Below are 13,724 nucleotides of genomic sequence, written 5' to 3'. Positions count from 1 at the left end.
CATCGCTGTAGCAAAAGCGTCATAGTCTCTAAGACGCACTAACCATCAGACGACTTAGAACTTTCACAAATCACACATCCGCTGCATCGGCCCGCATTGTTTACGGAGCCTTAAGCGTCCCTGCATTGGATACCGACCGCTGACACGACAGAAAGCCGTGTCGATGGGGTGGGGTGCGTTGTGGTTGCCATCGCGAAATCGAAGAAGACTTCAGATCCGGGATTGTTCAGCGACGTTTCGGTCCTGCGCCGCAAGTGGCAGGCAGCTCTCAAGCCCGGAAAGGATTTGCCGTTCTTTGAAGACGTGATGCTCGGCAGCCTTGGGCGCCTGGCCGATCATGTCATGCTCATCAAGGACGAGACCGCGCAGTTCAAGGTTTCCCGCGCCGGACGCTACGTCGAGCAATGGCTTGAAACCGAAGTTTGGGATACGGCGCTCGATGCGTTTCCACCCGACTGCGCGATGGTCCTGAGCGAGGCGGTGGCGAATGCACGGCGCAGCCGCAAGCCGCATCTGGCGGCGGCCCATTGCGTCCGCGACGGCCTCGTCCAGATTTACGATATCCTCGCGCTTCCGGTCGCCTCGCGCTGGGGCGGCACCCTGACCAGCATCTACGTCAATCAGCGCGGCGCGCAGTACAGTCTGCTCGACGCAGTCTTCTCCGCCGCCGACGACGGTATCCTGTCGCTGGCGACCATCCGCGATGCCGACGGCCAGCCCGCCGATTTCCAGATCGTCCATCTCAATCAGGGAACCGCGCGCCTCCTCAAGTTGCCGCCGGACGAATTGCGCTGGCACCGGTTGAGCGCGGGGACGCATGCTTTGTGTTCGCCGCAGGTTTTCCAGCGGCTCTGCGCTGCCGTCAAAGGCGGGGTGAGTGAACAGTTCGAAGTGAGCGATCACGACAGCACGCTGAAGATCAGTGCCGCGCCGGTCGGCGACTTGTTGTCGCTGTCGCTGACCGACGTCACCGATCTCAAGCGGCGTGAACGCTCATTCCGCCTGCTGTTTGACAGCAATCCGATGCCGATGTGGGTGTTCGACGTCGAAACCCGTCGATTCCGCAACGTGAACGACGCGGCTCTCAGTCACTATGGCTATGACCGCGCGACATTCCTGTCGATGTCATTGCAGGACCTCTGGCCGAGGGACGAATGGGAAGAGCATTCCCGCGCGCTGGTCGGCGTCGGCGAGGTTTACCATTCGGGCCGCAACTGGCGGCACCTGAAGGCGGATGGCAGCGAGATCGAGGTTCTGACATTCGGCCGCCGCGTGTCGTTCGAGGGACGCGACAGCTTCCTCGTCTCCGCCGTCGATATTACCGAACGGCGCAAGGCGGAAGCCCGCATCGCCTACATGGCGCACCATGACGGACTGACGAACCTCGCCAACCGCGTCATGTTCCAGGAGCGCCTGCGGCAGGATCTCGAGCGCAACCGTCCGTCGAACAAGCGCGTCGCTGTGCTTTGCATCGATCTCGACCTGTTCAAGAACGTCAACGATTCCTTCGGCCACCACACCGGCGACAAGCTGCTGACGCTGGTGGCCGAGCGTCTCACGGGGCTTGGTCGGCAGGACAATCTTGTGGCGCGGCTTGGCGGCGACGAGTTCGCCATGATCCTCGGCGGCGACCTGTCGCCGAACGACGTCAGCGCGCGTGCAATCGAGATTATCGAGACCCTGAGCGAACCATACGAGATCGACGGCCTTGAAGCCGTGATCGGGGCCAGCATCGGCATCGCGATCGCACCCGGCGACGGTGACACCGGCGAAGAGCTGCTCCGCAATGCCGACATGGCGCTCTACCGCGCGAAGTCGGAGGGCGGCGGCGTGCATCGCTTCTTCGAAAAGGAAATGGACCGTCACGCGCAAATGCGCCGCGACATGGAGATCGACCTGCGCCGCGCGCTGGCGACCGGCGAGTTCCAGCTTCACTATCAGCCGCTGGTCGATCTGGAGCAGGACCGCATCGTCGCGTTCGAGGCGCTGCTGCGCTGGCAGCATCCGGTGAAGGGCATGGTCTCGCCCGCCGACTTCATCCCGGTCGCCGAGGATATCGGCCTGATCGTTCCGCTCGGCGAATGGGTGCTGCGCGAAGCCTGCATGCAGGCGGCGGCGTGGCCGTCGGATATCAAGGTGGCCGTCAACCTATCTCCGGCGCAATTCCGCAGCCGCAGCCTCACCCAGACCGTGTTCAGCGCGCTTGCGCAGTCGGGCCTGTCGCCGCTGCGGCTGGAGCTCGAAATCACCGAGTCGATCTTCCTGGCGGACAGCGAGGCCAATCTCGCGACGCTGCACCAGTTGCGCGATTTCGGCGTCCGCATCTCGATGGACGATTTCGGCACCGGCTATTCCAGCCTGAGTTACCTGCGCAGCTTTCCATTCGACAAGATCAAGATCGATCGCTCGTTCGTGCGTGACCTTGCGGAGCGGCCGGACTGCGCGGCCATCGTCCGCGCGATCTCGAGCCTTGGCCGCAGCCTCAACATTTCGACGACCGCGGAGGGCGTCGAGACGATGGATCAGCTCGACAGGTTGCGCGACGAAGGTTGCACGGAAGTGCAGGGCTTCCTGTTCAGCGCCGCGCGTCCGGCGTCGGAGATCGCGGCGCTGCTCGGGAAGTTCGGAGACCACGCAACAAAGGCGGCGTGAGAAAATTACCCCGCTCATTCCCGCGAACGCGGGAATCCAGCACTCGACAAGTCTGGGTCCCCGCTTTCGCGGGGACGAGCGGAACTGGAATCTTGTTCTAGAACCTCGTCACGATATCGCTGAGCGCTGGGCGGGGCCGGTCGTCGGTGGGCCGCTCGGACTTGCCGATGTGAATGAAGCCCGCGATCTTCTCGTCCTCGTTCAGGCCGAGTGCATTCAGCACATCGCGGTCGAATGCCATCCAGCCGGTGAGCCAGTTCGCGACATAGCCGAGCGCGTGTGCGGCGTGAACGATGTTCATGGCGCTGGCGCCCGCCGACAGTTCCTGCTCCCACGGCGGCACCTTCGGATGCTTCGATGTCTTGCTCACCACGGCGATGACGAGCGGCGCGTGGGTGAACCGCTTTTTTTCGGTCTCGACCTGATCCGGCGTTGCGGTGACGTTCTTGGCGCGAAACACCCTCGCGAAAATCTCGCCGGCCTTCGCGCGCGCCTCGCCTTCAAACACGATGAAACGCCACGGGACGATCTTGCCGTGATCGGGCACCCGCGCGCCGATGGTGAGAATGGTTTCAAGTTCAACAGGCGAGGGGCCGGGGCCGGTCATCTCAAGTGGCTTGAGCGAGCGGCGTGTCTTCAGAAGGTCGAGGGCATCGGGCATGTTGTATCCGGGCTATGGGTGCATCATGGCGATGCGCGCCGCTGATATCGGAAATCCGGACCGGGATAACAAGGTTTGCAGTTTATGAGGCCTCTAAAGAAAGGAAGAGGCCTCATAAATGTTGTCAGCCCTGCGCCCGCTTCAGGTCCGGCGGCAGCGCTTCATAGGCCAGCGCCTTGAGCGCTTCGTCGAGCGGCAGCACGGTCTGGCCTTCGCTGCCGAGGCGGCGGATCGAGACCATGCGGCCTTCGGCCTCCTTTTTGCCGACCACGAGCAGCGCGGGGACCTTCGCCAGCGAATGCTCGCGCACCTTGTAGTTGATCTTCTCGTTGCGAAGATCGATCTCGGTGCGGAGCCCCGCCCTGCGGCATGCAGCGAGCACCTCGCGCGCATAGTCGTCGCCATCGGAGGTGATGGTGGTGACGACCGCCTGCACCGGTGCGAGCCAGAGCGGGAAGTGACCGGCGAAGTGCTCGATCAGGATGCCGGTGAAGCGCTCCAGCGATCCGCAGATGGCGCGATGGACCATCACCGGCGTCACCTTGTTGGAGTGATCGTCGATATAGAACGCGCCGAACCGGCCCGGCAGGTTGAAGTCAACCTGCGTGGTGCCGCACTGCCATTCGCGGCCGATGGCGTCGCGCAGCACGTATTCGAACTTCGGCCCGTAGAACGCGCCTTCACCCGGATTGATCGAGGTCTTGATGCGGTTATGTCCCTGCGCCGCGATCTGTTCGAGCACTTTCGCCATCACCGCTTCGGCGTGATCCCACGCTTCATCGGAGCCGACGCGCTTTTCCGGCCGGGTCGAGAGCTTCACCGTGAGTTCGCCGACGAAGCCGAAGTCTTCATAGGTCGACAGGATCAGATCGTTGATCTTGAGGCATTCCTCGGCGAGCTGATCCTCGGTGCAGAACACGTGCGCGTCGTCCTGCGTGAAACCGCGCACGCGCATCAGCCCATGCATCGCGCCCGACGGCTCGTAGCGATGCACGGTGCCGAATTCGGCGAGGCGGATCGGCAACTCGCGGTAGCTCTTGAGGCCATGCTTGAAGATCAGCACATGGCCGGGGCAGTTCATCGGCTTGATCGCGAACCAGCGCTTGTCTTCCGCTTCGTCGCCGGCCGATTGCGCCGCGAACATGTTCTCGCGGTACCATTCCCAGTGACCCGAGGTTTCCCACAGCGACTTGTCGAGCATCTGCGGCGCGTTCACTTCCTGATAGTCGCCCGCAAGCCGCCGGCGCATATAGGCGATGATCGCCTGGAACAGAGTCCAGCCCTTCGCGTGCCAGAACACCACGCCCGGACCTTCTTCCTGGAAATGGAAAAGATCCATCTCGCGGCCGAGGCGGCGGTGGTCGCGCTTCTCGGCTTCCTCAAGCTGCTTGAGGTAGGCGTCGAGCTCTTCCTGCTTGGCGAACGCAGTGCCGTAGATGCGCGTCAGCATCGGATTGTTGCTGTCGCCGCGCCAGTACGCACCGGCGACCTTCATCAGCTTGAAGGCGTTGCCGACCTTGCCGGTCGACGTCATGTGCGGGCCGCGGCAGAGATCGAACCATTCGCCCTGCTTGTAAATCTTCAGCGACTGGTCTTCCGGAATAGCGTCGACCAGTTCGATCTTGAAGGTCTCGCCCTTGTCGGCGAACACCTTCTTGGCGCGATCGCGCGACCACTCTTCCTTGGTGAAGGGTGCATCCTTGGCGATAATCTCGCGCATCTTCTTCTCGATGGCAGCGAAGTCTTCAGGCGTGAACGGCTCGTTGCGGAAGAAGTCGTAATAGAAGCCGTTGTCGATCACCGGGCCGATGGTCACCTGCGTGCCGGGCCACAATGTCTGCACGGCCTCCGCCAGCACGTGCGCGGCGTCGTGCCGGATCAGCTCCAGCGCGCGGGGGTCGTCGCGGTTGATGAATTCGATTTTCGCATCGCGCGTGATCGGGTCTGCGAGGTCGGACACGATACCGTCCAGCGCCATCGCGACGGTGCGCTTGGCCAGCGAGGGCGAGATGCCCTTGGCGATGTCGAGGCCGGTGGTGCCTTTGGGGAATTCGCGCTCTGCGCCGTCCGGGAAGGTGACCTTCACTTTGTTGGTCTCGACGGGCTTCAGGTTGGCGAGGCTGTACTTCAATGCAGGCGCGGAAGAGTCTTTGTCGGTCATATCATTCTCCTGTGGCTCACTCCTGCGAACGGGCGCAGGTAAGCGGTGAGAGAGGGATATAGCAGGCAGCCGTCCGTGTGCAACAGCGGTTGTTAAATGTCGCGGCGCTCGCAATGGGGCTTCTGGTCGTGTCGCGAGCCGGGATCGTGGTGACCGCGCCAGCCGTTCCGCTTCCTGCGGCAAATCGCTGATCGAAGGTGCTCGTCCCGTACGGCATGGCTTTCATGCAATTGCATTTAACCGTTCGTGTGCTAACCACGTGGCGTGAAACGTTTCGCTCCCACAGCCCTGATGCTCGGCAATTTCGTCACCGGCGTGAGTATCCTCGCGCCGGCGGGGATGCTGCCGGAGCTGGCGCAGGAATTCGGCGTCTCGATCCATGAAGCGGGATTGCTCATCACCTTCGGCGCGCTGGTGCTGTGCATCGGCTCGCCGGTGTCCGCGTGGCTGACCTCTGCTCTCGACCGGCGGATTTTGCTGTCAGTGACGGTTGCGATCATCGCCGCGGCGCAGTTCGCATCGATGGTCGCACCGAACTACGCGACGCTCATGGCGGTGCGGCTGGTGATGCTGGCTGTCGCCGCACTGTTCACGCCGCAGGCCGCGGGCACGGCCGCAATGATGGTGCCGCCGGAGCGGCGCGGCAGCACGATGTCGTACGTGTTTCTCGGCTGGTCGCTGGCGCTCGCGGTGGGTCTGCCGCTGATTGCCTATGTCGCGAGCCACATCGGATGGCGCGTTGCCTATACCGGCATCGGCATTATCGCGTTGCTCAATCTGGCGATGCTGGTCTGGCGGATTCCGGCCGGGCTTGTGGGCGCGCCGGTCGATCTCAAGACGTGGAGCGATATTGCGCGAAATCGGCTGATCGTGCTGTTGCTCGTCATCACGGTGCTGCAGACATCCGGGCAATTCGTGGTGTTCACCTATCTCGGGCCGCTGTTCGCGAAGCTCGGCGGCAGCGCTCAACTTGCGATTATCGCGTTCAGCATCTACGGCGTGATGGGTTTCATCGGCAATGTGATCGCCAGCCGTGTTGTCGATAGCTGGGGGGCCTATCGCACATCGCTGACCACGATCGCGCTGCTGCTGTTCGGAATTACAATGTGGGCGCTGGGCGCGGGCATCGTGCCGCTGATGCTGGCGTCGATGATCCCGTGGGGCACGGCGTTCTCATCGGCCAATTCGATGCAGCAGGTCCGGCTCGCCGCGGCGGCGCCGCTGTTCGCCAGCGCCACGGTGTCGCTGAACACCTCGGGGCTTTATATCGGCCAGGCTATCGGTTCGGGGATCGGCGGCTTCCTGTTCGCGCACGAAATGTATTATGCGATCGGCTATGTCGGCGTCGGCTTTCTCGTGCTGGCGCTGATCACGGTGTTTATCTCACGGCGGTAGAGACTAAGCGTTAGGTTTTTCCGGTCCCGTCATTGACGCCGCGCCATCGCGCATAGCGCCACGGCAAATACCAGCGCGCATCGGCGGAGAGCGTGCCCGGCACATTATCAATTCCAGACGTGCCCCATGGCTGACAGCGCAGCAGCCGCGCCAATGTCATCCAGCCGCCGGCCCACAAGCCGAACCGCGCAATGGCTTCATCGCCGTAGACCGAACAGGTCGGAAGGTGACGGCAGTTGAAGCCGACCAGCGGCGAAAGCGTGTGACGATAGATCCAGATCAGGCCGCGGCCTGCGTTGCGCGGCAGATTTTGAATCCCGCCGGCGCAATCGGGACATCGGGCCGAATGTTTCATGTCATTGCCTCGACGGCTAACGTGTCAGCGTTACGCATGTCTGCCGGGTTCCGTGACGGTTTTCTGGGCGCTTGGCGGAATCGTCGTCACGCAAATGATGAGTTCCCGCGCAGGGAACCGCAACACATTGTCTTTCGCGCCACAGTTTTACAATTATCGCACGATTTTGACTGCGCCGCAGCAAAAGTGGAATAGACGCGAATCCTTTGCGCAGATACGTTTTTCATAACGCCCGTGTGACAGGATTTGTCCTGACGGGTTGGGGCCGATGCCGTTGTCGATTGGGGCGGGGAAGGAACCACGTTGTTCGTCGTGAGGTCGCTAACATGGAGCGGCTGGGCGCGGCTTTGCGCCACCGCAATCTGTCTTGCTCTGCCTGGCTCCGCCACGGTCAGCGGGACTGTTGGCGCGTCCACGACGCTCGAGGAACGCAAACTCCCGATGAGTTTCAAATGGCATGCGGCGCAGCCGGCATGTGCGCAGGATTGCGCCGGCTGGATCGGCGCTGTCGGCGTCATTACGTCGGACACGCCAGCGAAGTTCGAGGAATTTAAGAGCGGCCGCAATCTCAAGGGCAGCACGGTGGTGCTCGATTCCAGCGGCGGGTCGGTGCTGGACGCCATCTCGCTCGGGAGGCGCTGGCGCGATCTCGGTTTGCACACCACGGTCGGCATCGTGATTGAAAAGGAAATCACCGGCGGCGTCGCACGCGACATCGTGCCTGATGCTTACTGCGAGTCGATGTGCGTGTTTCTGTTGCTGTCGGGCAAGACCCGTTATGTGCCCGAGAGCGCGCATGTGCGTGTGCATCAGATCTGGATGGGCGATCGCGCCGACGATGCAAAGGCTGCGACCTATTCCGCGGACGACCTGATGATCGTCGAGCGCGATATCGGCCGTCTCGCGAAATACACCTTCGACATGGGCGGCACCGGTGACCTGCTGTCGCTGGCGCTCAGTGTCCCGCCGTGGGAGGCGTTGCATCGCCTGTCGGCGGATGAGTTGCGCCTGACCAATCTCGTGACGACGGATGCTGTTGCCGACGTCAAGACGCTGTCCGACGATGTCGTGGGAAGCATGAGCCCGAAGGCGCAGGACCGCGTGGTCAGCGCGCCGGTGATTGTGAGCGCACCTGCTGTTGTCCCGGTGATCTCCGATGTCTCCGACAGGGGCATGCGGCCGGTGTCTGCGGGGACCAAGACGGCCGAAGCGCATGCGCCGACCGGCGGCGCAGCTCCCGTTACCTCTGACCGGAAATAGCCCGTCAGCCTTGCGCCGGGGCGAGGGTGCCTGCGGCTTTGGCCTCGATCTGGCCAATGGCATCCACCACCGCATCGAACGTCAGCAGGGTCGAGGCGTGGCGCGCCTTGTAGTCGCGCACCGGCTCCAGCATGGCGACATCCGCCCATTTGCCTTGCGGCGGCGCGCCGTTTTCCTTGAGCATCCTGCGCACGGTTTCGCGCAGCTCACGCAACTCGGCGGCGTTGGAGCCGATCACATGGCGCGCCATGATCGAGGAGGAGGCCTGGCCCAATGCGCAGGCCTTCACGTCGTGGGCGAAATCGCTCACCACGCCGTCCTGCATTTTGAGGTCGACCTTCACAGTCGAGCCGCACAGCTTGGAATGGGCTGTCGCGGAGGCGTCCGGGTCGGCAAGCCGCCCGAGGCGCGGGATATTGCCCGCCAGTTCGATGATCTTCTTGTTGTAGATGTCGTTCAGCATGGCGGTCGAATTTCGCTCTTGCATGAGACCCCTGCCGCGCTCCGCCCTTGGCGGTCACAGCCCTGAGCCTATATAATGGCCATAATGCAGGAATAAACCGCCTGCATTTCAGCAATGCACGGAAATATAGACGGTTTTTCCTGCGATTTGCTGCAATCATGCAGGCTAGGCGTCCGGCGGCTGAGTATCGCTGCCGCGGCTGCGGTGACACTCCGGCCCCTCCGTCGAGGTTACAATGGACCCGGGCCGGTCGAACGGAGACGAAATGGACGCGATCATCAAGCCGATCCGCACCGGCAAGCCGGCGGAAAAATCCGAAATTCCTGCTTCCGACTACATGGCGTCTGCCATCGACCCCGGTCTGGTTCGTCCATCCCGCAGCGAGGCCGAGGCGGCTGCAAAGACGCTTCTGGCTTACATCGGCGAGAACACCAGCCGCGAGGGCCTGCTCGATACGCCCCGCCGCATGATCGAAGCCTATGACGAACTGTTTCAGGGGTATGCCCAGTGCCCGGCGGAAATCCTCGACCGCACGTTCGGCGAGACGGCGGGCTATGATGACTTCGTGCTGATGCGCGACATCAATTTCCATTCGCACTGCGAGCATCACGTGATGCCGTTCTACGGCAAGGCGCACATCGCCTACGCTCCGGTGGACCGCGTGGTCGGCCTGTCGAAGCTGGCGCGTCTGGTGGATGCTTTCGCCCATCGTCTTCAGACCCAGGAACATCTCACCGCGCAGGTCGCCGGTGCGATCAACGCCATCCTCAAGCCGCGCGGCGTGGCGGTGGTGATGGAAGCCGAGCACACCTGCATGTCGGTGCGCGGCATCGCCAAGGCGGGGACGAAGACCCTGACGTCGCGCTTCACCGGCGTGTTTCAGGACAATCCTGAAGAACAGGCCCGTTTTCTCAACATGGTCCGTGGCGTATAAGCCTTCGAACGAAGGCGTCCGCGCCTTCCTTTGACAAGGTAACGCCGTGACTTCATCACACACACACACGCATGACGTCGAGGAAGGGCTGGCGTTTCAGCCCAAATTCGACGCGTCCGGCCTCGTGACCTGCGTGGCAACCGACGCCGGCAGCGGCGACGTGCTGATGGTCGCGCACATGAACGACGAGGCGCTGCGCAAGACCATCGCGACCGGCGAGGCCTGGTACTACAGCCGCTCGCGCAAGAAGCTCTGGAAGAAGGGCGAAAGCTCCGGCCATGTGCAGCGTGTCGTCGAGATGCGGATGGACTGCGATCAGGACGCGGTGTGGATCAAGGTCGAGCAGGCAGGAGCCGCGTGCCATACCGGCCGGCGCTCATGCTTCTACCGCGCCGTCACCGGTGAGGGTGGCGAGGCGAAGCTGACATTCGTTGACGCCGACAAGGTGTTCGATCCCGCCAAGGTCTATCGCTAGACCTTAGTCTTTCCTGAGCCGGCGCTTGGCCCGTTGATCCTCGATGCTCCAGAACAGAGCGGTCGACGCGACCAGCAGGCTAGCGATCAGCCCCAGGAAAGCCCATGTCGCGTCGGCTATGCTGAGTGCGTTGATCATGCTCAGGACAATGCAAAGGATGGACCTTCGGTCATGCCGAACCCGCATGGCTGCTGCATGCCGGGCGAAGGACGGCGCGCGCTTCGGGAATTAACGCCCCGTTAACCATAAATGGGGCAGGTTACGGTTGGTTCCTGGGGAGCGGGCACCATCATGGCTGTCGATACTTCAAGCATAACGACCGGGCTTGATTCCGCGCGCGCGAAAATCGCGGGCACGATCAAGAATGCCGCCAGCGCGACCGGCGCCAGCTTCGAATATCTGATCTCGGCGGCGAAGATCGAATCCAATCTCAACCCCAGCGCGCAGGCTTCGACCTCGTCGGCGCGGGGGCTCTATCAGTTCATCGAACAGACCTGGCTCGGCACGGTAAAGGAGGCGGGAGCTACCTTCGGCTTCGGCAAATATGCCGACGCGATCACGAAATCCGACTCGGGCCGTTACTCGGTCGCCGATTCTGCCACGCGCGATGAGATCCTGAAGCTGCGCGACGATCCCGCCGCCAACGCCGCCATGGCGGGTGTGCTGACCCAGTCCAACAGCTTCAAGCTGACCGGCATGATCGGCCGCCGACCGACCGACGGCGAGCTGTACATGGCGCATTTCATGGGGGTGAGCGGCGCATCGCGGCTGATTTCGAGCGCCGAGGACAATCCGCACGCGTCCGGCCCGGCGATGTTTCCGAGCGCCGCCGCCGCGAACCGCTCGATCTTCTACAACCGCGACGGCAGCGCGCGCAGCGTCTCGCAGGTCTATTCTGTGCTGACATCGCGCTACGATGCGGCGGCGAATTCCCAGACGGCGCGCACGGCGATGGCTGCGGCCGGCGTCACGCCGGGGCAGTCGCGGATGGCGGCGGCGCCCGTCGATAACGCGGCGTATCTTTCGAGTTTCCCGCAGGCTCGGCCCCCCGCCGATGCGCCCACCCAGGTCGCGGCGCTGCAAACGCCCGCGCAGCCGGTTTTCCGCTCGCTGTATCAGACCGGCGATCGCCCCGAGCCGGTGTCCAATACGGTGCGCGAACTGTGGGGCAACAACACGTCGATCACGAACCCGCTGCCGGCGGGCGCGGGCACCCGGACGGAAGCCCCGCAGGGGCTTGGGCTGTTCAGCGATTCGACCGGCGTTTTCAGCGGCTAGGCCTTACGCTTCATCATTTGCATGAAGGGCCAGCGCCGATCGCGGTAGGCGACTCGCGCCGCCTTGAAATACCCTCGCAGCCCCACGCGAGTTAGCACCCTTGATTTATGCCTTCATCCTTATCGTCGGCCTGATTGCCGGTATTCTCGGCGGCATCGTCGGGACCGGCACGTCGATCATGCTGCTGCCGGTGCTGGCCTATTCGTTCGGGCCGAAGCAGGCGGTGCCGATCATGGCTATCGCGGCGATCATGGCGAACATCGCGCGCATCCTCGCATGGTGGCGCGACATCGATTGGCGCGCGGTCGTTGTTTACGCGGTTCCCGGCATACCGGCCGCCGCCCTTGGCGCGGGGACGCTGCTCGCGCTGCCCTCAGGTTTCGTCGACATCGCCATCGGTGCGTTTTTCATTTTGATGATACCGTTCCGCCGCTGGATGCATGCGCGCCAGTTCACACTGCCGCTGTGGTCGCTTGCGATCATCGGTGCGGCGATGGGCTATCTCACCGGCATTGTGGCATCGACCGGACCGATGACCGTCCCGATCTTCGTATCCTACGGGCTCATCAGAGGGCCGTTGCTGGGAACCGAAGCGGCCGTCTCGCTCGCCGTCTACATCAGCAAGGCGATCACGTTTCAGCGGCTCGATGCTCTGCCGCCCGACATCATCTTCAAGGGACTGATTGCCGGATCATCGCTCTTCGTGGGCGCGTTCATCGCCAAGCGTGTGGTCATGCATATTAACGCGGCGAACTTCCACTATTTGATGGAAGGTCTGATGCTGGTTGCAGGCCTGTCGATGTTCTGGAGTGCGTTTCAGGGTTGAGACCTTGATTCAACTCTGAAACGCAGACCGTTGATGCGACTCACGTTGGCAGTGAATCCTTTGCATAAAGTTCCGCGAATTCCGCGCTGGGCGGGATCGGCTTGATCACATCGATCAGCACCCCGTTCGGGTCCGATGTGATGAAGTGACGCTGCCCGAAGGCTTCGTCGCGGAGAGGGATCAGGATGGGCAGACCTGCGGCCTTTGCCTTGGCGTACATCTCGTCTGGATCTTCGACTTCAAAGTTCAGCAGGAGGCCGGACACCCGGCCGCGGCCGGTCTCCGGGATCGTCTCGTGGGTGCCGTCGAGGACCGCGAGGTTGACGCTCGGGTCGGCTTTCGAGCGCAGGTGGACGTACCAGTCGCTGCCGAAGGCCTCCTCGAAGCCGAAGTGGGCCTTATAGAAATCGGCCGTGGCGGCCACGTCACCGGTCATGATGACGGGATAGTAGCTGGTGATTTTCATGGTGGTCCTCCCTTGCAAATCAACATACAGTCTGTATGTGTTTTGGTAAATAACATACAGGCTGCATGTATGCAACATCGCAAACCGGACGAATTGCCGCGTTCCAATCGTGACCGCACGGAAAAGACCCGGGCCGCCCTGATGCGGGCCGCGAGGACGCTGTTCGTCGAGAAGGGGTATGCGGAAACCTCGACGCCGGAAATCGTCGCCGCGGCGGGCATTACGCGCGGCGCGCTCTACCATCACTTTGAGGACAAACGGGCCCTGTTCCGGGCGATCGTTACCGGGGAGGCGCTCGCCGTGGCGGCGGCCATCGAGCAAAGGGCGCTCGCGGGTTTGTCTCCCATCGACGCACTGGTCGAGGGAAGTTCTGCGTATCTCGATGCGATGCGCGTGCCCGGCCGGACGCGACTGCTTCTGATCGAAGGGCCGTCGGTTCTCGGGCAGGCCGAAATGAAAAAGCTGGACGAAGAGAATGCGGAGCGCACGCTGCGCAGCGGTCTTGAGGCGGCAATCGACGCGCGGGGTTTGCCGCTCGATGCGCTGGCCGATCTCCTGTCGGCGGCGTTCGATCGCGCGGCGCTGGCGATCGATGCCGGTGAAGATGCTGCGGACTACCGGGCTGCCATTGTTGCGTTGATCAGGCGCGTGGTGGGACGCTGAGTCCGCGCGTTCAGCGAGGTTAATGAAACCTCAACAAACACAGCCGTTTATGGTGAACGTTTTCTTAAGTGTCATGGTTTACGGTTCGTAACAGTGGCGTCGCGTCGCGGTGCCTTGGCATGTTGCGTAAGCCGG

At 62.7% G+C, this 13,724-nt stretch carries 14 protein-coding genes; 8 read left to right on the top strand and 6 right to left on the bottom strand.

Going from position 1 to position 13,724, the window contains the following annotated elements; translation table 11 throughout:
* The first annotated feature begins 180 nt into the window (after positions 1–180).
* Positions 181–2,652, top strand: coding sequence for a putative bifunctional diguanylate cyclase/phosphodiesterase (locus AC1Q67_RS02645; protein ID WP_492235312.1), 2,472 nt, complete (start codon positions 181–183; stop codon positions 2,650–2,652).
* A gap of 97 nt (positions 2,653–2,749) precedes the next feature.
* On the opposite strand, the gene AC1Q67_RS02640 is transcribed toward AC1Q67_RS02645, so the two are convergent.
* Positions 2,750–3,313, bottom strand: coding sequence for a nitroreductase family protein (locus AC1Q67_RS02640; protein ID WP_492235313.1), 564 nt, complete (start codon positions 3,311–3,313; stop codon positions 2,750–2,752).
* A gap of 124 nt (positions 3,314–3,437) precedes the next feature.
* Positions 3,438–5,474 carry a threonine--tRNA ligase gene (gene thrS / locus AC1Q67_RS02635; protein ID WP_492235314.1) on the bottom strand — a complete coding sequence of 679 codons (2,037 nt, stop codon included), beginning with the start codon at positions 5,472–5,474 and terminating at the stop codon, positions 3,438–3,440.
* Positions 5,475–5,765: 291 nt separating this feature from the next.
* On the opposite strand from thrS, the gene AC1Q67_RS02630 reads away from it, so the two are divergent.
* Positions 5,766–6,869, top strand: a complete 1,104-nt coding sequence (locus tag AC1Q67_RS02630; RefSeq protein ID WP_492235715.1) for an MFS transporter — start codon at positions 5,766–5,768, stop codon at positions 6,867–6,869.
* 10 nt (positions 6,870–6,879) lie between these two features.
* On the opposite strand, the gene yidD is transcribed toward AC1Q67_RS02630, so the two are convergent.
* Positions 6,880–7,224: a membrane protein insertion efficiency factor YidD gene (gene yidD / locus AC1Q67_RS02625; protein ID WP_492235315.1), complete on the bottom strand. Its 345-nt coding sequence runs from the start codon at positions 7,222–7,224 to the stop codon at positions 6,880–6,882.
* A 303-nt stretch (positions 7,225–7,527) separates the two neighbouring features.
* On the opposite strand from yidD, the gene AC1Q67_RS02620 reads away from it, so the two are divergent.
* On the top strand, positions 7,528–8,484 hold the full coding sequence (locus tag AC1Q67_RS02620; RefSeq protein WP_492235316.1) for a COG3904 family protein: 957 nt from the start codon (positions 7,528–7,530) through the stop codon (positions 8,482–8,484).
* A 4-nt stretch (positions 8,485–8,488) separates the two neighbouring features.
* On the opposite strand, the gene AC1Q67_RS02615 is transcribed toward AC1Q67_RS02620, so the two are convergent.
* Positions 8,489–8,947, bottom strand: a complete 459-nt coding sequence (locus AC1Q67_RS02615) for an iron-sulfur cluster assembly scaffold protein (RefSeq protein WP_024574945.1) — start codon at positions 8,945–8,947, stop codon at positions 8,489–8,491.
* A 265-nt stretch (positions 8,948–9,212) separates the two neighbouring features.
* On the opposite strand from AC1Q67_RS02615, the gene folE reads away from it, so the two are divergent.
* Positions 9,213–9,881: a GTP cyclohydrolase I FolE gene (gene folE / locus AC1Q67_RS02610; RefSeq protein ID WP_024574946.1), complete on the top strand. Its 669-nt coding sequence runs from the start codon at positions 9,213–9,215 to the stop codon at positions 9,879–9,881.
* Between the two features lie 46 nt (positions 9,882–9,927).
* Positions 9,928–10,356 (top strand): phosphoribosyl-AMP cyclohydrolase, encoded by a 429-nt coding sequence (gene hisI / locus AC1Q67_RS02605; RefSeq protein WP_492235317.1) that lies wholly within the window; start codon positions 9,928–9,930, stop codon positions 10,354–10,356.
* Positions 10,357–10,359: 3 nt separating this feature from the next.
* Here the strand turns inward: hisI and AC1Q67_RS02600 are convergent, their stop codons facing one another.
* A complete protein-coding gene (locus tag AC1Q67_RS02600; RefSeq protein ID WP_275450896.1) occupies positions 10,360–10,494 on the bottom strand; it encodes a hypothetical protein in 135 nt (44 codons plus the stop codon).
* A 153-nt stretch (positions 10,495–10,647) separates the two neighbouring features.
* Between AC1Q67_RS02600 and AC1Q67_RS02595 the strand changes: the two genes are divergently transcribed.
* Together AC1Q67_RS02595 and AC1Q67_RS02590 are read left to right on the top strand one after the other, a co-directional pair.
* Positions 10,648–11,634: a lytic transglycosylase domain-containing protein gene (locus tag AC1Q67_RS02595; RefSeq protein ID WP_492235318.1), complete on the top strand. Its 987-nt coding sequence runs from the start codon at positions 10,648–10,650 to the stop codon at positions 11,632–11,634.
* Between the two features lie 100 nt (positions 11,635–11,734).
* Complete coding sequence (locus AC1Q67_RS02590) at positions 11,735–12,460, top strand: sulfite exporter TauE/SafE family protein (RefSeq protein ID WP_024574949.1); 726 nt, start codon at positions 11,735–11,737, stop codon at positions 12,458–12,460.
* Between the two features lie 40 nt (positions 12,461–12,500).
* On the opposite strand, the gene AC1Q67_RS02585 is transcribed toward AC1Q67_RS02590, so the two are convergent.
* Complete coding sequence (locus AC1Q67_RS02585) at positions 12,501–12,926, bottom strand: VOC family protein (RefSeq protein WP_492235319.1); 426 nt, start codon at positions 12,924–12,926, stop codon at positions 12,501–12,503.
* A gap of 69 nt (positions 12,927–12,995) precedes the next feature.
* Between AC1Q67_RS02585 and AC1Q67_RS02580 the strand changes: the two genes are divergently transcribed.
* A complete protein-coding gene (locus AC1Q67_RS02580) occupies positions 12,996–13,589 on the top strand; it encodes a TetR/AcrR family transcriptional regulator (RefSeq protein ID WP_492235320.1) in 594 nt (197 codons plus the stop codon).
* Positions 13,590–13,724 lie beyond the last annotated feature (135 nt).

It is taken from the genome of Afipia sp. GW823-FHT06G09, assembly GCF_058794875.1.
This window is presented reverse-complemented; position numbering and strand designations above follow the sequence as displayed.

Bases quoted from the DNA above. Each gene is read 5' to 3' on its own strand.
- AC1Q67_RS02640 (WP_492235313.1), bottom strand. From the start codon at position 3,313: ATGCCCGATGCCCTCGACCTTCTGAAGACACGCCGCTCGCTCAAGCCA.
- thrS (WP_492235314.1), bottom strand. From the start codon at position 5,474: ATGACCGACAAAGACTCTTCCGCGCCTGCATTGAAGTACAGCCTCGCC.
- AC1Q67_RS02630 (WP_492235715.1), top strand. From the start codon at position 5,766: ATGCTCGGCAATTTCGTCACCGGCGTGAGTATCCTCGCGCCGGCGGGG.
- yidD (WP_492235315.1), bottom strand. From the start codon at position 7,224: ATGAAACATTCGGCCCGATGTCCCGATTGCGCCGGCGGGATTCAAAAT.
- AC1Q67_RS02615 (WP_024574945.1), bottom strand. From the start codon at position 8,947: ATGCTGAACGACATCTACAACAAGAAGATCATCGAACTGGCGGGCAAT.
- folE (WP_024574946.1), top strand. From the start codon at position 9,213: ATGGACGCGATCATCAAGCCGATCCGCACCGGCAAGCCGGCGGAAAAA.
- AC1Q67_RS02600 (WP_275450896.1), bottom strand. From the start codon at position 10,494: ATGATCAACGCACTCAGCATAGCCGACGCGACATGGGCTTTCCTGGGG.
- AC1Q67_RS02595 (WP_492235318.1), top strand. From the start codon at position 10,648: ATGGCTGTCGATACTTCAAGCATAACGACCGGGCTTGATTCCGCGCGC.
- AC1Q67_RS02585 (WP_492235319.1), bottom strand. From the start codon at position 12,926: ATGAAAATCACCAGCTACTATCCCGTCATCATGACCGGTGACGTGGCC.
- AC1Q67_RS02580 (WP_492235320.1), top strand. From the start codon at position 12,996: ATGCAACATCGCAAACCGGACGAATTGCCGCGTTCCAATCGTGACCGC.